The 18,234-nt window shown below is 67.4% G+C and carries 20 protein-coding genes and 1 pseudogene; 13 read left to right on the forward strand and 8 right to left on the reverse strand.

The genetic code is table 11. The features are described from left to right. The first annotated feature begins 4 nt into the window (after positions 1–4). From LG306_RS08585 to LG306_RS08595, 3 genes and pseudogenes are all read left to right on the forward strand, one after another. Positions 5–2,143, forward strand: coding sequence for a TonB-dependent receptor (locus tag LG306_RS08585; protein WP_404413683.1), 2,139 nt, complete (start codon positions 5–7; stop codon positions 2,141–2,143). Then, positions 2,053–3,245, forward strand: a pseudogene (locus tag LG306_RS08590) (PepSY-associated TM helix domain-containing protein). The gene LG306_RS08585 and the pseudogene LG306_RS08590 overlap by 91 nt, the downstream one beginning before the upstream one ends. Then, the gene (locus LG306_RS08595; protein WP_404413685.1) at positions 3,242–3,439 is read left to right on the forward strand and encodes a hypothetical protein; all 198 of its coding nucleotides are present in this window, start codon (positions 3,242–3,244) and stop codon (positions 3,437–3,439) included. The pseudogene LG306_RS08590 and the gene LG306_RS08595 overlap by 4 nt, the downstream one beginning before the upstream one ends. On the opposite strand, the gene erpA is transcribed toward LG306_RS08595, so the two are convergent. Beyond that, the gene (erpA, locus tag LG306_RS08600) at positions 3,423–3,740 is read right to left on the reverse strand and encodes an iron-sulfur cluster insertion protein ErpA (RefSeq protein ID WP_039245694.1); all 318 of its coding nucleotides are present in this window, start codon (positions 3,738–3,740) and stop codon (positions 3,423–3,425) included. The genes LG306_RS08595 and erpA overlap by 17 nt on opposite strands. 141 nt (positions 3,741–3,881) lie before the next feature. Here erpA and LG306_RS08605 point away from each other — a divergent pair, with 141 nt between their 5' ends. The 5 genes from LG306_RS08605 (at position 3,882) to scpB (ending at position 8,615) form a co-directional block, all read left to right on the forward strand. Further along, a complete protein-coding gene (locus tag LG306_RS08605) occupies positions 3,882–5,072 on the forward strand; it encodes a deoxyguanosinetriphosphate triphosphohydrolase (RefSeq protein ID WP_404413687.1) in 1,191 nt (396 codons plus the stop codon). A gap of 76 nt (positions 5,073–5,148) precedes the next feature. Beyond that, positions 5,149–5,925, forward strand: coding sequence for an SPOR domain-containing protein (locus tag LG306_RS08610; RefSeq protein ID WP_404413689.1), 777 nt, complete (start codon positions 5,149–5,151; stop codon positions 5,923–5,925). Then, the gene (gene nagZ / locus LG306_RS08615; protein ID WP_404413691.1) at positions 5,922–6,971 is read left to right on the forward strand and encodes a beta-N-acetylhexosaminidase; all 1,050 of its coding nucleotides are present in this window, start codon (positions 5,922–5,924) and stop codon (positions 6,969–6,971) included. The genes LG306_RS08610 and nagZ overlap by 4 nt, the downstream gene beginning before the upstream one ends. A 6-nt stretch (positions 6,972–6,977) precedes the next feature. Beyond that, positions 6,978–7,796 (forward strand): segregation and condensation protein A, encoded by an 819-nt coding sequence (locus LG306_RS08620; RefSeq protein ID WP_404413693.1) that lies wholly within the window; start codon positions 6,978–6,980, stop codon positions 7,794–7,796. Positions 7,797–7,943: 147 nt separating this feature from the next. Continuing rightward, complete coding sequence (gene scpB, locus LG306_RS08625; protein WP_404413695.1) at positions 7,944–8,615, forward strand: SMC-Scp complex subunit ScpB; 672 nt, start codon at positions 7,944–7,946, stop codon at positions 8,613–8,615. A 7-nt stretch (positions 8,616–8,622) separates the two neighbouring features. Here the strand turns inward: scpB and ispH are convergent, their stop codons facing one another. Beyond that, positions 8,623–9,594: a 4-hydroxy-3-methylbut-2-enyl diphosphate reductase gene (gene ispH / locus LG306_RS08630; protein ID WP_404413697.1), complete on the reverse strand. Its 972-nt coding sequence runs from the start codon at positions 9,592–9,594 to the stop codon at positions 8,623–8,625. Positions 9,595–9,845: 251 nt separating this feature from the next. Here ispH and LG306_RS08635 point away from each other — a divergent pair, with 251 nt between their 5' ends. The 5 genes from LG306_RS08635 (at position 9,846) to LG306_RS08655 (ending at position 12,436) form a co-directional block, all read left to right on the forward strand. Next, entirely contained in the window at positions 9,846–10,205 is a 360-nt protein-coding gene (locus LG306_RS08635; RefSeq protein ID WP_137721165.1) for an AtpZ/AtpI family protein, read from the forward strand. A 6-nt stretch (positions 10,206–10,211) separates the two neighbouring features. Continuing rightward, positions 10,212–10,997, forward strand: coding sequence for a F0F1 ATP synthase subunit A (locus LG306_RS08640; protein WP_017505297.1), 786 nt, complete (start codon positions 10,212–10,214; stop codon positions 10,995–10,997). Positions 10,998–11,055: 58 nt separating this feature from the next. After that, positions 11,056–11,280, forward strand: a complete 225-nt coding sequence (locus LG306_RS08645) for a F0F1 ATP synthase subunit C (RefSeq protein WP_017505298.1) — start codon at positions 11,056–11,058, stop codon at positions 11,278–11,280. Positions 11,281–11,348: 68 nt separating this feature from the next. After that, positions 11,349–11,921, forward strand: coding sequence for a hypothetical protein (locus tag LG306_RS08650; RefSeq protein WP_404413700.1), 573 nt, complete (start codon positions 11,349–11,351; stop codon positions 11,919–11,921). Then, positions 11,921–12,436, forward strand: coding sequence for a F0F1 ATP synthase subunit B (locus tag LG306_RS08655; protein ID WP_017505300.1), 516 nt, complete (start codon positions 11,921–11,923; stop codon positions 12,434–12,436). The genes LG306_RS08650 and LG306_RS08655 overlap by 1 nt, the downstream gene beginning before the upstream one ends. Positions 12,437–12,512: 76 nt before the next feature. On the opposite strand, the gene LG306_RS08660 is transcribed toward LG306_RS08655, so the two are convergent. From LG306_RS08660 to gcvH, 6 genes are all read right to left on the reverse strand, one after another. Beyond that, the gene (locus tag LG306_RS08660) at positions 12,513–12,983 is read right to left on the reverse strand and encodes a DUF6789 family protein (protein ID WP_265149371.1); all 471 of its coding nucleotides are present in this window, start codon (positions 12,981–12,983) and stop codon (positions 12,513–12,515) included. Between the two features lie 132 nt (positions 12,984–13,115). After that, a complete protein-coding gene (locus tag LG306_RS08665; RefSeq protein WP_404413702.1) occupies positions 13,116–13,565 on the reverse strand; it encodes a hypothetical protein in 450 nt (149 codons plus the stop codon). A gap of 165 nt (positions 13,566–13,730) precedes the next feature. Continuing rightward, positions 13,731–14,663 (reverse strand): SDR family oxidoreductase, encoded by a 933-nt coding sequence (locus LG306_RS08670; protein WP_404413704.1) that lies wholly within the window; start codon positions 14,661–14,663, stop codon positions 13,731–13,733. Positions 14,664–14,729: 66 nt separating this feature from the next. Further along, positions 14,730–16,298 (reverse strand): aminomethyl-transferring glycine dehydrogenase subunit GcvPB, encoded by a 1,569-nt coding sequence (gene gcvPB, locus LG306_RS08675; protein ID WP_404413706.1) that lies wholly within the window; start codon positions 16,296–16,298, stop codon positions 14,730–14,732. Between the two features lie 12 nt (positions 16,299–16,310). Next, positions 16,311–17,657 carry an aminomethyl-transferring glycine dehydrogenase subunit GcvPA gene (gene gcvPA, locus LG306_RS08680; protein ID WP_404413708.1) on the reverse strand — a complete coding sequence of 449 codons (1,347 nt, stop codon included), beginning with the start codon at positions 17,655–17,657 and terminating at the stop codon, positions 16,311–16,313. Between the two features lie 135 nt (positions 17,658–17,792). Beyond that, positions 17,793–18,158, reverse strand: coding sequence for a glycine cleavage system protein GcvH (gcvH, locus tag LG306_RS08685; protein ID WP_271042796.1), 366 nt, complete (start codon positions 18,156–18,158; stop codon positions 17,793–17,795). Positions 18,159–18,234: the final 76 nt, after the last annotated feature.

Consider the following 18,234-nt stretch of genomic DNA (forward strand, 5'->3'; position numbering starts at 1 on the left):
TTATTTGACCGCCAGCGCCCTGGCGCTGACTCTCGCCTCGCCGGCCCTGGCGCAGCAGGCGACGGCTCCGGCGGAGCTGGGCGAGATCGTGGTGACGGGATCGCAGGTTCGGCTGACGGCGCCGGCGGCGGGCGGTCAGGTGGCGCGCGGCGGGCGCATCGGCCTGCTGGGCAATCTGGGCGTGATGAACACGCCATTCTCGACCGCCAACTACACCGAAAAGCTGGTGCGTGATCAGCAGGCGCGCGGCATCGGCGACGTGCTGCAGAACGACCCGACGGTGCGGGTGTCCAAGGGGTTCGGCAACTTCCAGGAGCTGTATGTCGTCCGGGGCTTTCCGGTCTATTCCGACGACATGAGCTACAACGGCCTCTATGGCGTCTTGCCGCGCCAGTTCGTGGCGGCCGAACTGGTCGAGCGGGTCGAGGTGTTTCGTGGAGCCTCCACCTTCCTGAACGGCGCGGCTCCGGGCGGGACAGGCGTCGGCGGCGCGTTCAACCTGACGCCGAAGCGTGCGGGCGACGCCCCCTTGACGCGCCTGACCGGAGGCGTGTCGGGCCGTGATGAAATCTACGCCGCCGCCGACCTGGCTCGCCGTTTCGGCGACGACGATGAATGGGGCGCGCGCCTGAACATCGCCAGCCGTGCGGGCGAAAGCGCCGTCGAGGATGAGACCGGCCAGCTGCGGGTCGTCGGCCTTGGACTGGACCGCCGAGGCGATCGCGCCCGGTTTTCGGCCGATCTGAGCTGGCAGGATCACCGGATCGACGCGCCCCGCCCCAGCGTGACGCCGGGAACCGCCATCCCGGACGCGCCCTCGGCCGACAAGAACTTCGCCCAGCGCTGGACCTACACCGACGAGGAGCAGCTGTTCGGCGCCGTGCGCGGCGAGCTCGACCTGACCGACAGCATTAGCGCCTGGGCCGCCTTCGGCGGGCGTCAGGGCGAGGAAGACAACAGCCTGGCCAATCCGCGCGCCGATGCGGCGGGCGCGATCCGCGGCTACCGGTTCGACAATATCCGCGAGGACACGGTCTGGTCGGGCGACATCGGCGTGCGCGCTGACCTGACGACCGGCCCGATTGAACATCGTCTGGTCGCCTCGGCCTCGCAGATCCAGTCCAAGTCCAAGAACGCCTGGGCGGCGTCGAGCTTCGCCGGCTATGCAATGGGGACGCTGACCAATCCGATCCTGTCGCCGGCGCCGGCCATCGGCAGCGTCTCGGGCGATCTGGATGATCCCAACGTCACCGAGCGGGTCAAGAACACCAGTTTCGCCGTCGCCGATGTGCTGTCCTTCCTGGACGGACGGCTGCTGGCGACCGTCGGCGTCCGCTATCAGGAGATCGAAACCCGATCCTATGCCTACGCCGACGGCGCATTCACGTCGGGCTATTCCAGCGACGCGACGACGCCGGCCTTCGCCGTGGTCTACAAGCCCAGCGACGCGCTCTCGCTGTACGCCAACTATGCCGAAGCCCTGGTTCCGGGCACGACCGCACCGGCGGTGGTCAATGGCGTGACGGTGGCGAACGGCGGCGACGTGCTGTCGCCGTTCCGCGCCGAGCAGGCCGAGGTCGGGGTCAAGTATTACGGCGGATCGTTCGGCGGCGCGCTGAGCGTCTTCCGCACGACCCTGCCCAGCGAGTTCTTTGATGGAGCCATCTATTCCGCCGGCGGCGAGCAGGAGAACCGGGGCGTCGAACTGTCGGTCTTTGGCGAGCCCGTTCAGGGCTTGCGCGTCCTGGGCGGCGCGACCTGGCTCGATGCGGAGATCACGCGCGCGCTAGATGCGTCGCTGAACGGCAAATCCGCCATCGGCGTGCCGGACTTCCAGGCCAATCTGAACGTCGAGTGGGACCTGCGCGCCATCGACGGTCTGACGCTGGAAGGGCGGGTGGTCCACACCGGATCGCAGGCCGCGAACGGCGCCAACACGGTCGAGCTGGAAAGTTGGACCCGGCTCGACGCCGGGGTGCGCTACGCCTTCACGGCGGGCGACAAGCCGGTGACGCTGCGGGCGCGGGTCGAGAATGTCGCGGCCGAGGATCAGTGGGTCGCGGTCGGCGGCTATCCGGGATCGAACTATCTGACGCTGGGCGCGCCGCGGACCTTGCGTCTGTCGGTCTCGACCGAGTTCTGATCCGCGCCGGCCGATGCACGCCCGGACGATCCGCGCCTGGACCTGGACGCACAAGTGGTCGAGCCTGATCTCGACCCTGTTCCTGCTGATGCTGTGCGTCACGGGGCTGCCGCTGGTGTTCAGCCACGAGCTGAACGAGGCGCTGCTGCATGAGCCGTGGGCGCCGAAGAGCCCGGACGGCCGACTGCTGACGCTGGACGAGGTGCTGGCCGCCGGTCTGGCCAAACATCCGGGCGAGGTTCCCGCCTTCATGAGCTTCGACGAGGACCGGCCGGTGGTGAACGTCACCAGCCGCGCCCCCGACGCCCCGGCCGGCAAATACAGTTTCGAGCCCATCGACCAGACCAGCGGCGAGGGCGCGCCGCTGGTCGCCGGTCATCCGGTCATGGAGTTCCTGCTTCAGCTGCACACCGACATGTTCCTGGGTCTGCCGGGAATGCTGTTTCTGGGCGCGATGGGGCTGTTGCTGGTCGTGGCCGTGGTGTCGGGCGTGGTGCTGTATGCGCCCTTCATGCGTCGGCTGCCGTTCGGCACGGTGCGGGTCAAGAAGGCGGCGCGGACGCGGTGGCTGGACTACCACAATCTGCTGGGCGTAGTGACGGCGGCCTGGGTGCTGGTGGTGGGGCTGACGGGGGTGGTCAACACCCTGGCCACGCCCATCCTGGCCTATTGGAAAGAGACGGCGCTGAAGGAGTTGACGGTCGCCTATGATGCGCCGGCGCCCGCGCAGGGCCGGGCCTCGCTGGATGCGGCGGTGGAGCGGGCCAAGGCGGCGCTGCCGGGCATGAAGCTGCAGTTCGTGGCGTTTCCGGGAACCGACTATTCGACCGACCACCACTATGCCGTCTTCTTCCACGGCGACACGCCGCTGACGACGCATATGACGACGCCGGCCCTGATCGACGCGCGAACGGGCGAACTGGCGGCGGTGGCGCCAATGCCCTGGTATGTGAAGACCCTGTCGCTGTCGCAGCCGCTGCATTTCGGCGACTACGGCGGATTGGCGCTGAAGATCCTGTGGGCGCTCTTGGACATCGCCACCATCGTGATCCTGGGGTCCGGTCTTTATCTGTGGCTGGGCAAAGGGAGACGAAAGGCGTGAGCCGTCGCGGTCACAACCCGAGGGATCTGACCCTGTGGGCCATCTTCCGCGCGCCCGTCGTCCTGTTCACGCTCAGCCTGATCGGGCTGGTGGGGGCGCTGTTGCAAGATGGGGTGTGGGACTGGGCCTTTGCGGCCTTGCTGGCCTCGCCCATCCTGGCGACCGGCTGGGCCGTCGTCAGATCGAGAAGCTGACGCCGCAGCCGCAGCTGGAGGCGGCGTTCGGGTTCCTGACCACGAACTGGGCGCCGGCCAGTTCATCGACATAGGCGATCTCGGAGTTCTTCAGGAAGGGAACCGAGACGGGGTCGATCAAGGCGGTCTGGCCGTCGGCCTGGATGCGCAGATCGTCGTCCTCGGCCGTCTCGACCAGTTCGAACCGATACTGGAAGCCCGAGCAGCCGCCGCCGTCCACCGCGACGCGCAGCATCAGGGTCTTGCCCTCGGCCGCGCCCAGCTTGGCCAGCCGCTTGGCGGCGCTGGCGGCCAGGACGATGCCTTCCGGCGCGCGTGTGGCGACGGAGAAGGCGGGTGTGGACGGTTCTGTGGATTGGACGGTGCTCACGGCTGTCTATATGAGGCGGGCACGGCCGTTCGCAAAGGCCCCCCGCATCAAAGCAGCCTCAAAGTTGATGACTTGAGCCACACAGACCTCGCTTCCTACGCCGAGCGCGCCGACCTGACCCAGGGCCGCCGCGTTTTCGAGCCCGCCAGCCGCACGCGCACCGCCTTTGCGCGGGACCGTGACCGCATCATCCATGCAACGGCGTTCCGGCGGCTGAAGGAGAAGACCCAGGTCTTCGTGGCGCATGAGGGCGATCACTACCGCACCCGCCTGACCCATTCGCTGGAGGTGGCGCAGATCGCGCGGTCGCTGGCCCATGCGCTGAGACTGGACGACGACCTGGCCGAAACCATCGCCCTGGCCCACGACCTGGGCCATCCGCCCTTCGCCCACGCCGGCGAGGACGAGTTGGTGGTGCAGATGCGCGACTACGGCGGGTTCGACCACAACGTCCAGAGCTTCCGCGTCGTGACCGAGCTGGAGAACCGCTATCCGCAGTTCGACGGGCTGAACCTGAGCTGGGAGACCGTCGAGGGCGTCATCAAGCACAACGGCCCGGTGTCGCACCGCCTGGACGAGCCGGCCTGGTCGGTGGTGCGCCCCTATGCGGCCGGGGGCGAGGCAGGGTGGGACCTGCGGCTGGGGACGTTCGCCTCGCTGGAGGCCCAGTGCGCAGCCATCGCCGACGACATCGCCTACAATAATCACGACGTGGACGACGGGGTGCAGGCGGGTCTGATCACCCTGCGCGATCTGGATCAGGTGCCGCTGATCGGCCCCATGTTGGCCGAGGTGCGCCGCGAATATCCCGCCATCGACGATCGGATGCTGCGGATCGAGGCGGTGCGGCGGATGATCGGCGTCATGGTCGAGGACGTGCTGGCCGAGACGGCGCGGCGGCTGGAAGAGGACCGGATCGTCACGACCGAGGACGTGCGGATGGCCAAGCGCACGATGGTGGATTTCTCGCACGCCATGCACGTCGATCTGGCGGTGCTGCGGAAGTTCCTGTTCGAGCGAATGTATCGCCATTACCGCGTCAACCGCACCCGCAGCCAGGCGCGGCGCGTGCTGTCCCAGCTGTTCGAACTGTTCATGGGCGAGCCTGAGGTCATGCCGCCGGAGTGGGGCGAGCCGGCGATGACCCCGGACAAGACGCAGCGGGCGCGCGCGGTGTGCGACTACATCGCCGGCATGACCGACCGCTACGCCATAGAAGTGCACCAGAAGCTGTTCAGCCTCGACCTCGCCCTCGATCTGTGATTCGAAAGATGCACGCGGGGGCGTAGAGTGAACGTTCGGCGCGCCGATTCGCGCCCACAGACGGCGGAGCGCGACCATGTCCTTTGAAGACGACAACAAACCCGGCCGGGGCGCCTATACGCCGCCGACCGACGACGACCTGCCGTTCCGCCGCAACAGCTATGACCCGCGCAGCGGCCGCAATGTGGGCTCGGGCGGAGGCAAGGCGCCGCCCGTGACGCTGATCATCAGCGCGGTGGTCCTGCTGCTGCTGATCGTGGCGGTGATCTTCTTCTATCGTTCCGGCATGCGCGCCTCGACCGACGCGCCGCCGGCCGTGGGTCAGCCGGTCGGCGAGATGAAGACCGCCGCGCCCATCGACGCCCAGCCGATCGACCCGGCCGAGGGGGTGCGCGTCTATCGCGACGAGACCGAGACCACCGATGCGCCCGTGACCTTCACCCCGCCGCCCGAGGCGCCCCAGCCGCGTCCGGCCGCGCCGCCGACCACCGCCCCGACCGGCCAGGGCCTGCCGCCCGCCAAGACGGCGACGCCGGCCGCGCCGACGCCGCGTCCGACGACTCCGACTGCGCCCGTCGCTGCGCCGGCGACCAAGGCTCCGGCCGCGACCGGCGGATCGGCGTCGGTCCAGATCGGCGCCTTCTCCTCGACCGAGATCGCGGACCGCGAATACGCCGCCGTCGCCGGCCGGTTCGGTTCGTATGTGTCCGGCGCTGAAAAGCGGGTGACCGAAGTGACCTCCTCCAGCGGATCGACCCTGTACCGCACGGCCTTCTCGGGCCTGTCGCGCGAACGGGCGGTCGCCTTCTGCAACGCGCTGAAGGCGGCGGGCCGGGACTGCATCGTCCGGTGACGTCCGCCGCCATCTATGGCTGCCTGGGACATCGGCTGACGGAGGACGAAAAAGCCTTCTTCGCCGAGGTCCGACCCTGGGGCTTCATCCTGTTCCGGCGCAATATCGACACGCCGGAACAGGTGCGGGCCTTGACCGACGAGCTGCGGGCGTGCATCGGCGATCCCGAGGCGCCGATCCTGATCGACCAGGAAGGCGGTCGGGTCCAGCGGATGGGGCCGCCCCACTGGCCCAAATATCCGCCGGGTAACGCCTATCTGAAGGCGACGAACGATCTGGCGCAGGCGCGTGAGCTGGCGCGGCTGGGCGCACGGCTGATGGCGCACGATCTGCGCGAGGTCGGCGTGACCGTCGATCTGTTGCCGGTGCTGGACGTGCCGGTGGCCGGCTCTCACGACATCATCGGCGACCGGGCCTATGGCGTCGATCCCGAGACGGTCGCCGTGCTGGGCCGGGCGGCGGCGGAGGGGCTGCTGGCGGGCGGGGTTCTGCCCTGCATCAAACACATGCCGGGCCACGGCCGGGCCTTTGCGGACACGCACAAGGATCTGCCGACGGTTCACGCCGATCTGGACACGCTGGACGCCTGGGACTTTGCGCCGTTCAAGGCCCTGTCGGACATGCCCATCGGCATGACGGCGCACATCGTCTTCACCGCGATCGATCGCAAACATCCGGCGACGCAGTCGAAGAAGGCCATTCGCCTGATCCGCGAGCGGCTGGGTTTCGGCGGCCTGCTGCTGTCGGACGATTTGGTGATGAACGCGTTGTCGGGGTCGCTGACCCAGAGGGCGCACAAGGCGTTGAAGGCGGGCTGCGACATCGTCGTGCATTGGAACGGCGTCATGGACGAGATGCGCCAGGTCGCCGAGGGCGTCGGACCGCTGAAGGGCGGGGCGCGCCGCCGGGCGGAAGCCGCTCTGGCCCGGATCGTGCGGACGCCCGAGCCGCTCGATCCCGTCGCGGGGCACGATCGCTTCTTCAAGGCCATGGGCGGTCGGATGGACGCCGCCAAGGGGCCGGACGTGGGTGAGGCGCAGGCCTAAAGACCTATGACGGAGTCTTTCCAGCCGAACCTGGATTTCAACGCCGAGGAGGTCGAGGAGCGCGAAGCCTTCGTCGTCGATCTGGAGGGCTATGAGGGACCGCTGCACGTCCTGCTGGCCCTGGCGCGAAACCAGAAGGTCGATCTGCTGAAACTGTCGATCACCCAGCTGGCGGAACAGTATCTGGCCTTCGTGCACGAGGCGCGGCGGCGCAACTTCGCCCTGGCGGCGGACTATCTGGTGATGGCGTCGTGGCTGGCCTATCTGAAGTCGCGTCTGCTGTTGCCGCGCACCGACAAGGGCAAGGCCGAGGAGCCGCCGGCTGAGGAAATGGCCGCCGCGCTGGCGTTCCGGCTGCAGAAGCTGGAAGCGATGCGAAAGGCCGTCGAACAGCTGATGGCTCGGCCCCAGCTGAAGCGCGACGTCTTCACGCGCGGCGATCCCGAGGCGACGGTGATCGTGCCGTCGGATCGTATCGACGCCAGCCTGTACGAACTGATGAGCGCCTATGTGGTGCAGCGCCGGCGCGAGGAGGCCCGGCGCTACGCCCCCGGCCAGCGGGTCGAGGCCTTTCCATTGGAAGCCGCCCGCGACTGGCTGCGCGAGATCATGCCGAAGCTGGCGGACTGGACGCCGCTGGAACATGTCGCGCCCCATCGTGAGGATGAGGAGGGGCCCAGCCAGGCCAGCTTTACGGCCTCGACCCTGTCGGCCAGTCTGGAGCTGGTGAAGGAGGGGGCGATGGACATCCGGCAAAGCGAGGCGTTTGCGGACCTGTATCTGAAACGCCGGGGGCCGGGCCAGCCGCTGGAGCTGACGGGCTGATGGCTTACCTTTCCGCTCATCCCCGCGAAAGCGGGGACCCAGTGATTTGGGCGCAGAGCTCTGTCATCTTTTCGCTGATGGATGGCCAACGCATTGCTGAGCGACAAAACTGGGTCCCCGCTTTCGCGGGGATGAGCGGATATTTGGATGTCTGACCTCGCCTTCCAGCCCGACGAGGCCGAGATCGAGCGGCGGGTCGAGGCCCTGCTGTTCGCCGCCGCCGGGCCGTTGACGGCGGCCGAGATCGCCGCGCGCCTGCCCGAGAACTGCAATGTCGCCCGCGCCATATCGGGTCTGCGCGCCCGCTATGAGGGGCGGGGGGTCGAGCTGGAGTGCGTCGCCGACCGCTGGCGCTTCCGCACGGCGCCCGACCTGGCCTTCATGATGACGCAGGAGCGCGAGGAGCCGCGCCGCCTGTCCAAGGCCGCGTTGGAAACCCTGGCCATCATCGCCTATCACCAGCCCGTCACCCGCGCCGAGATCGAGAGCGTGCGCGGCGTCAGCATCTCCAAGGGCACGCTGGACCTGTTGCTGGAGATGGGGTTCGTGCGGTTGCGCGGACGCAGACGCACGCCGGGACGGCCCGTCACCTATGCGACCACCGACCGCTTCCTGGAGCATTTCGGCCTGGCGACTCTGTACGATCTGCCGGGCGTGCAGGAGATGAAGGCGGCGGGCCTGTTGGACCTGTCGCTGCCGGTCGGATTCGAGGTGCCCGACCCCAGCCGCGCGTCGGAGGCCGACGACGAGGACGGCACCCTGCCGCTGGACGACGAGGCGCCCGAGTTCGCAAAGGATTTCGTGAACGACGATCGCTGACGCGGCGTCAGGCCGTCAGCAGGCGCGGCAGTTTGAAGGTGACGGTTTCGCGCGCGCCGTCGTCTTCGGTCACCGTGGCGTCGAAGCGCGCCCGGATGGCGTCGACCAGGGCCTTGATCAGCGGCTCGGGCGCCGAGGCGCCGGCGGTGACGCCGACGGTGTTCACGCCGGCGAACCAGGACCAGTCCACCTGGGACGCATCGTCCACCAGATAGGCGGCCGGGGCGCCAGCGCGCATCGCGACCTCGACCAGGCGCACCGAATTGGACGAGTTCTTGGATCCGACGACCAGCACGAGATCGCAGCCCTCGCCCAACGCCTTGACGGCGTCCTGGCGATTGGTCGTGGCGTAACAGATGTCTTCCTTGTGCGGATCGGGCAGTTCCGGGAAACGGCGCTTCAGCACCTTCAGGATGCCCGCCGTGTCGTCGACCGACAGGGTGGTCTGTGTCGCATAGGCGAGGGGGGCGTCGCCGGGGCGTTCGAACGATTCGGCGTCGGCCTCGGTCTCGACCAGGGTGATGGCGCCGGGCGGCAACTGGCCCAGGGTGCCGACGACCTCGGGATGGCCAGCGTGGCCGATCAGGATGATGTGGCGGCCGGCCGCATGATGGCGCTCGGCCTCGACGTGGACCTTGGACACCAAGGGGCAGGTCGCGTCTAAAAAGACCAGTTCGCGCGCCCGCGCCGTCGCCGGCACGGACTTGGGCACCCCGTGGGCCGAGAAGACGACCGGCCGGTCGTCGGGGCATTCGTCCAGTTCCTTGACGAAGACCGCGCCCATGGCCTTCAGCCGCTCGACCACATGTTTGTTGTGGACGATCTCGTGGCGCACATAGACGGGGGCCCCGAACTTTTCGATCGCGCGCTCGACGATCTGGATCGCGCGATCGACCCCGGCGCAAAAACCCCGCGGGGTGGCCAACCGCACCGAAAGCGGGCGAAGCGGAGCGTTGGGGACAGGAACATGCGCATTCATGGCGGCGAACCTAGTCGTTTGCGGCGCTGATCGCCATCGGAGCCGAAGGGCGGATGCGACGGATTCTGTCGCCCGTAGCAGCGGCGCATCGTCACGGCGGGCCGGCGCGAATGGAAAGTCGATATTCTACAATGTCTTAGGCTATGATCACGACGCCTTGACCTGTAGGCCGCTCACGATTAGGTTCCGCGCCGAATTCAGACCCGTCCGGACGCACTGTCTGGACGCCGAACGCACAGGTCCTATCCCCCATGTCGGAATCGCGCGAAGAGGCGATCAAACGCCTCCAAGACAGCGCATCCGCATTGGAGGCGCGGACCACGGCGGAGAAATCCGCCGAACTGACCGGCCAACAGGTGTCGGGTCAGGCCTACAAGATCATCGCCGAGCTTCTCGGCGGCGTCTTCGTGGGGCTGGCGTTCGGAGCGATCGCAGACTGGGCCCTCGGGACCCGTCCGTGGGGTTTGATCGGCGGTGTCCTTCTGGGCTTCGCCTTGTCGATTTACATGGCGCGTCGCACAGCCAACCGGCTGATGGCGCAGGCCAAGGCGCAAGGGACGACGGCTCCGGCCGAACCCTACGTCGAGGCCGACGAAGACGGGGAACGATAGGGCTTCATGGCCGATCCGATTCATCAGTTTGCGATTCAGAAGGTCGTCGACCTTGGCGACGTCACCCTGCCTGTGCTGGGGACGGTCGATCTGGCGATCACCAACTCGCACATCGCCATGACGGTCGCCTTCGTGCTGATCGTCGGCTTCCTGGCCGCCGTGACCGCGAACGCCCAGGTCGTGCCCGGCCGGCTGCAAGCCGCCGGCGAGGGCCTGTTCGGCCTGATCGACAATCTGGCCGATTCCATCATCGGTCACGAAGGCCGCAAGTATTTCCCGTTCATCTTCACCCTGTTCATCCTGATCCTGGGCATGAACATTCTGGGTCTGTTCCTGACCTTCACGGCGACCTCGCAGCTGGCCATCACCGCCACCTTCGCCCTGATCACCTTCGGTCTGGTGCTGGTCGTCGGCTTCGCCAAGAACGGTCTGGGCTTCTTCAAGCTGTTCTGGCCGATGGGCGCGCCGCTGGCGCTGCGCCCGGTGGTCGGCCTGATCGAGTTCGTGTCCTTCCTGCTTCGTCCGGTCACCCTGGCGCTGCGTCTGTTCGGCAACATGCTGGGCGGTCACGTCGCGCTGAAGATCTTCGCCGGCTTCGTCGTGTCGCTGGGCCTTCTGGGCCTGGGCGGCGGCATCGGTCTGCTGGCCTTCCCGGTCGCGGCCCTGTCGCTGGGCATGGTCGTCGCCCTGACCGCTCTGGAGTTCCTGGTAGCCTTCCTCCAGGCCTTCGTCTTCGCCGTTCTGGCCTGCATCTATCTGAACGATGTGGTCAACCTGGACCACGCCCACTAAAGGGCCGGACCAGTCTCTTCACCCCAACCACCAACGACTTTAATCTAGGAATACAATCATGGACGCTGAAGCCGCGAAGTACATCGGCGCTGGTCTCGCCACCCTGGGCATGATCGGTTCGGCCCTAGGCGTGGGCAACATCTTCGGCAACTTCCTTGCCGGCGCCCTGCGCAACCCGTCGGCCGCCGCCGGCCAAGTCGGCAACCTGTTCGTCGGCGCCGCTCTGGCCGAAGCCCTGGGCATCCTGGCCTTCGTGCTCGGCATCCTGATGATCTTCGGCTGATATCAGTCGATCACGGCGCGCGGGGTTCGCCCGCGCGCCGCTTCATCTGATCCTGCAGTAGACGGTTCATGGCCAGCACCCACACCATCGACGCGGTCCCGCCTTCGGTCGAAGCGGACCTGCACGCCGAGACGGCGACCCCCGCCGAGCACGGCTCGGGCGGCCTGCCGCAATTCCAGTTCGAACACTGGGCGGGCCAGATCGGCTATCTGCTGATCCTGTTCGTCATTCTGTATGTTCTGGTTTCCAAGGTCTTCGCCCCACGCCTTCGCAAGGTGATGGACGAACGGGCCGACACCATTTCCACCGCCGTCGCGACCGCGCGCCAAGTTCAGGCTGAAGCCGCCGACCAGGCCGCCCAGGCTCAGGCCGAAGTCGCCAAGGCTCGCGCTGACGCCCGCGCCACGGCCGCCGTCGCCAAGGCGCGCGTGACCGAAGAAGCGAACGCCCGTCAGGCCGCCGAAGAAGCCGTGGTCAACGCCCGCATAGCCGAGGCGGAGGCCTCGATCGGCAAGACCCGCGACGCCGCCATGGCCAATGTCTCCAGCATCGCCTCCGACACGACCGCCGCCATGGTCGAACGTCTGACCGGCAAGGCCGCAACCGCCGCCGAGCTGGCCGCCGTCAAGGGAGCCGCCTGATGAACCTGATCTTCGAACACGGCATCTGGAGCTTCGCCAATGCGGAGATCTGGGTCGGCATCGGCCTGATCATCTTCTTCGGCATCCTGATCGCCGCCGGCGTGCCCAAGATGGCTGGCAAGGCGCTGGACGCCAAGGCCGTCAAGATCCAGGCCGATCTGGACGAGGCCGCGCGTCTGCGCGCCGAGGCCGAAGCCCTGCTGGCCCAGATCCGCAAGGAGAAGGCCGAGGCTGAAGCCCAAGCCGCCGAGATGATGGCTCAGGCCGAAGCCGACGCCCGTCGCCTGGAAGTCGAGACCAAGGCCAAGCTGGAAGAGACCCTGGCCCGTCGCCAGAAGATGGCCGAAACCCGCATCGCCCAAGCCGAAGCCCAGGCCTCGGCCGAGGTGAAGGCCGCCGCCGCCGATCTGGCCGCCAAGTCGGCGGAACAGGTTCTGGCCGCGCGCCTCGCCAGCGGCGCCAAGGATCCGCTGCTGGACAGCGCCATCGCCCAGATCGGCGATCGCTTGAACTGATCAGGGCTGATCCTGAATGAAACAAGGCCCCCGACTTCGCCGTCGGGGGCCTTTTTCTTTGGACATCAAGCCGTGATCAGTGGGCGTGGGCGCCGCCGATGATGGTTGCGCCCATCCGCTTGTCGCGCGCCACCAGACGGGCATAGACGTTGCCCAGCACAATGCCGAAGACCGCGTGGGTAATCAGCAGCCAGGCGAAGGTGCCGAAGCCCGCCCCCGCCGTGAAAGTGCGGTAGTTGCCGAACATCACGATGGCGGCCATCATCAGGATCCAGGCGCCGACGGCGAAGACTATGCCCTTGGTCTCGGGCGTGTCCGTCGGCAGGCGGGGACACAGGATGGCGAACAGCGGCCCCAGGATGAAGACGCCGCTGATGACATGGACGACCCAGCCGACGGCCAGATTGCCAGGCATTCCAAGCATGCTGGCGATGACCCCCTGGAAGGGATCGAACCAGTTCAGGAACATATTGGGTATTTCGAGCAGTGAGACGGCCACGGTCGCCGCAACCCCGGCGATCAGACCTTTTTGTACGCGTGACATCATGACCTTAGCGCCTCCCAACGCATGAGTGGTTCTCTGATAACGCGCACGCAGAATACGCCCGACTTGGGAGAGCGGTGTTCACGATCCTGTGGTTAGCGGTTGCAGCAACGCAACCGCGAAATCAGGCGGTGATTAGCGGAAAAGCTTGCGGAAATAGCGCCGCACGCTCTTGCGGCCGCTCGAGAGGCGACGGCTGGAGCGTTTGGTCACGATCCTCTCGGCGCGGAGCGCCTGTTGCCAGAAGACCGGGGCGAACTCAGGCTTCTTCCGCATCAGGCGACGGAAGGGATAGACCCATTTCGGCCGCGCATATTGGGCGCGAATGAACTGGCGCTTAGCCCAGAACGAGCTTTTCAGGATCAGCATCAAACCGACGGCGATGACGGGGATGCCGCCGGGCCCGGGCAGGGGGGCGATCAGAATGCCAGCAGCACGACAAACAGCCCGCCGATCATCAGCGCCCAACGTTTGACGACCCGCAGCGTAGAGGCGCGCGGCTTGTCTGAACGGACGAAGGGAACGGGGAGTGAGGTCACGACTACGCCAGATGGGGAGGAGGATCGTCATGACAACGGTCGCCACGGGCGCGCGATCCCTCGTCGGGAAAGGAAAAGGCGACCGTGACGACCTTGCCACAAGACCCCTTAACGCCCTGCGTCCATGGCGGATGGATGTCCGGCGGGTGAAGCTTTGGTCATGAAGGGACGATCGCTGCGCGCCGTGGCGCGGCGGACACGCCCCGCGCCGTCAGCCGTAGGTTACGCCCGTCAGACGCTCTGATTCCGACCACAGACGCCCGGACACATCGGCGTCCCTGGCCTGGCGTTTGATCACCGCAACGCCGGGCGGCCCCTTCATCTCCTGAAAACCCGTGGGGCCGTAATAGCCGCCGGGCGTCGGGTCCGGCAGGGTCGCGGCCATCAGGATCGGCAGGGCGCCGTCGGCGGCCGAATGGCTGAGCACGGCCTCCAGCAGCCGGGCGCCGCGCGCGAACAGGCCAGGCTTGCCGGCATGGCCGTTGGCGATCAGGTCGGTGCGGGCGAAGCCGGGATGGGCCGCCACGCTGGTCAGCCCCAAGCCGTGCGCGTCGCTGCGGCGCTGAAGCTCCAAGGCGAACATCAGCATGGCCAGCTTGGATTGCTGATAGACCGGCCACGGGCTGTAGTGGGTCTGATAGTTCAGGTCGTTCAGGCGGATATGGCCGCTGCGGTGGGCGACGCTGGACAGCTGGACCACGCGGGCCCCGCCTCTGTTGGAATGGGCAGCCGTCAGCAGGGGCAGCAGGCGGCCGACCAGGGCGAAGTGGGCCAGGTAGTTGGTCCCGAACTGCATCTCGAACCCGTCGACGGTCGTCTGGCGCTTCGGCAGGGCCATGATCCCCGCATTGTCGATCAGGATGTCGACGGGCCGTCCCGTCGCCAGATATCGCTCGGCGAAGGCCTGGACGGAAGCCAGGCTGGCGAGGTCCAGCAGATCGAACCGCACGGCGGCGTTCGGATGACGAGACCGGATCAGCCGTTCGGCCTCGGCCCCCTTGTCGGGATTGCGGGCCGCCAACACGACCTCCGCGCCCTTGCCGGCCAGCACCAGGGCGGTTTCCAGCCCCAGCCCGCCGGTCGCGCCGGTGACGATGGCCAGTCGGCCGGAAAGATCGGGTATGTCGTTCGTCGTCCAGGTCATAGCCATGACCTAGCGATGGATCAGCCCCGCGTCAGCCCCTTCCGGCAGGAAGGGGCGACTTCAGGGTCAGGCCGCCTTGTTGGAGCCTTCCGGCGCGGTCCAGCGCAGAACCGGTGAACGGGCGGCGCGGGTTTCGTCCAGACGTTTCAGCGGCGCGTGGAAGGGCGCGCCCTTGAAGCGATCGACGTCGCCGGCCTTGGCCGCCTCGGCCAGGGCGCGCATCGCCTCGATGAAGCGGTCCAACTCGGCCTTGGATTCGGTTTCCGTCGGCTCGATCAGCATGGCGCCGTGGACGACCAGAGGGAAATACATGGTCATCGGGTGGAAGCCCTCGTCGATCATCGCCTTGGCGAAGTCGAGCGTGGTGATGTCCGTGCCCTTCAGCCATTCGTCGTCGAACAGGGCCTCGTGCATGCAGGGGCCGTCGGGGAAGGCGGCCGACATCAAATCACCGAGCCGGGCCTTGATGTAGTTGGCGTTCAGGACGGCGTCCTCGGCGACCTGACGCAGGCCGTCGGCGCCGTGCGACATCATGTAGGACAGGGCGCGGGTGTACATGCCCATCTGGCCCTGGAAGGCGCACAGACGGCCGAAGGCTTGCTCGGCCTCGTCCTCCTCGCGCTCGATCAGGCGATAGCCGCCGTCGTCGTGCACGACCCAGGGAGCCGGGGCGAAGGGGGCCAGGGCTTCGGACAGGACGACCGGACCCGCGCCCGGACCGCCGCCGCCGTGGGGCGTCGAGAAGGTCTTGTGCAGGTTGATGTGCATCGCATCGACGCCCAGGTCGCCCGGGCGCACCCGGCCGACGATGGCGTTGAAGTTGGCGCCGTCGCAGTAGAAGTAGGCGCCGGCCTCGTGCGTCAGGCGGCTGATCTCCACAATGTCGCGCTCGAACAGGCCGCAGGTGTTGGGGTTGGTCACCATGATGGCGGCGACGTCGTCACCCAGCTTGGACGCCAGGTCGGCGACGTCCACGCGGCCGTCCTCGGTCTGGGCCACTTCGACCACCGAATAGCCGACGAAGGCGGCGGTGGCGGGGTTGGTGCCGTGGGCGCTGGTGGGCACCAGAACCTTGCGGCGCTTCTCATGCTGGCCCGAGGCCTCGTGAGCGGCGCGGATCGCCATCAGACCGCACAGTTCGCCGTGCGCGCCGGCCTTGGGCGAGAGGGCGACAGCGGGCATGCCGGTCAGGGTCTTCAGCCAGTGGGCCAAGGTGTCCATCAGCTCCAGCGCGCCCTGAACCGTCGAGATCGGCTGCAGCGGGTGGATGTCCGAGAAGCCGGGCAGGCGGGCCATCTTCTCGTTCAGGCGCGGGTTGTGCTTCATCGTGCACGATCCCAGCGGATAGATGGCCAGATCGATGGCGTGGTTCTTTTGGCTCAGGCGCACATAGTGACGCATGGTTTCCGGCTCGGACAGGCCGGGCAGGCCGATCGGATCCTTGCGGACCAGGTCGCCCAGGTCGGAGCCGTCCGTCTTGGGTTCCGGCAGATCGACGCCGGTCTTGCCCCAGCCGTCGCCCTCGAAGATCAGGGCTTCGTTCTGCAACAGGCCGCGACCGCCGGTGAGGGTGGCGGGCTTGGTCTGGACCTGGTTCGGGGCGGTCGGGCGGCCGACGGTGTTCATGGTGCTCATGGTCAATATCCCTTACGCGCCGAGGACTTTGGAGAGCGACTTGGCGAGGATCTGGATGTCGGCATCCAGGGTCGTCTCGGTCGCGGCGACCAGCAGGACATCGTCCATGCCGGCGTCGGGGGCCAGGCGGCTGTAGGGCACGCCAGCCAGGACGTGATGGGCGGCCAACTGATCCACGACCTCGGCCGCGTTCCTGGGCAGGCGCACCGCGAACTCGTTGAAGAAGCGGTCGGTCAGGATTTCGACACCCGGAATGGCGGCCAGGGCGTCCCGCGTCGCGACGGCCTTTTCGTGGTTCAGCAGGGCCAGTTTCCTCAGCCCCGTCTCGCCCAGCAGGCTCATGTGGATGGTGAAGGCCAGGGTGCACAGGCCCGAGTTGGTGCAGATGTTCGACGTCGCCTTGTCGCGGCGGATGTGCTGCTCGCGCGTGGACAGTGTCAGGACGAAGCCGCGTTCGCCGTCGGCGTCCACCGTTTCGCCGGTCAGGCGGCCGGGCATCTGGCGGATCAGCTTCTCGCGCGTGGCGAACAGGCCGACATAGGGACCGCCGAAGTTCAGGGCGTTGCCGATCGACTGGCCTTCGGCCGCGACGATGTCGGCGCCCATCTCGCCGGGCGATTTCAGCAGACCCATCGATACGGCCTCGGTGACCACGACGATCAGCAGGGCGCCGGCGGCGTGGGCGGCCTCGGCGATCTTGGTTACGTCGGTGGCCGTGCCGAAGACGTTGGGGGTCTGGACGACGACGCAGGCGGTGTCGGGACCGATCTGGTCGATCACGGCGGCCTCGGCGTCCACGGCGGCGGGCAGGGCCAGGGTCTCGACGCCGACGGCGTGAACCACGGTCTCGGTCGCCTTGATGTAGTGCGGGTGCACGCCGCCCGAGATCACCGCCTTGTTGCGGCGGGTCACGCGGGTCGCCATCAGCACGCCCTCGGCCATGGCGGTCGAACCGTCGTACAGGCTGGCGTTGGCGACCGGCATCCCGGTCAGGTTCGCCACCTGGGTCTGGAACTCGTACAGGTACTGCAGCGTGCCCTGCGCAATTTCCGGCTGGTAGGGGGTGTAGCTGGTCAGGAACTCCGAGCGCTGGATCACGTGGTCCACCGTCGCCGGGACGTGGTGCTTGTAGGCCCCTGCGCCGCAGAAGAAGGGCACGGCGCCGGCGGTGGCGTTCTTTGCCGCCATGGCGGACAGGGCGCGCTCGACCTCCAGTTCGCCTGCGACGCGCGGCAGATCGACCGGGCCGTCCAGACGGGCGGCCTGGGGCACGTCCACGAACAGATCATCGATGGATTTCGCGCCGATGGCGGCGAGCATCGCCGTGCGGTCGTCGGGCGTCAGGGGGAGGTAACGCATATCCGGTTCCTTGCATCCGTCATCCTCGGGCTTGACCCGAGGATCGGATGTTGTGCGGCTCATGCGTCAAAGGCTTCGCACGAGTGGTTGATCGTCAGGCCCTCGGGTCAAGCCCGAGGGTGACGGATTTGAAAGTTAGAGAGTTTTCAGGAAATCGTCGTAGGCGGCCTGGTCCATCAGGGCGTCCAGTTGCGAGGCGTCCGACACCTTGATCTTGGCGAACCAGCCGTCGGCCTCGGCTGCCGAGTTAACGGTTTCCGGGGCGGTCGACAGGGCGTCGTTCGCCTCGACCACTTCGCCCGAGACGGGGGCGTAGACGTCCGACGCCGCCTTGACGCTCTCGACCACGGCGAAGCTGTCGCCCTTCGAGACGGTCTTGCCGACTTCAGGCACTTCGACGAACACCACGTCGCCCAGGGCGTCGGCGGCGTGTTTGGAGATGCCGACGGTGGCGATGTCGCCGTCCAGGCTGACCCACTCGTGATCCTTGGTGAACTTCATGTCTTCTCTCCTGTCCCGTCATCCTCGGGCTTGACCCGAGGATCGGATGTTGTGCGGTTCATGCGTCGATGTCTTC

The sequence above is a fragment of the Brevundimonas vesicularis genome (genome assembly GCF_044807075.1).
GTDB lineage: Bacteria > Pseudomonadota > Alphaproteobacteria > Caulobacterales > Caulobacteraceae > Brevundimonas > Brevundimonas vesicularis_G.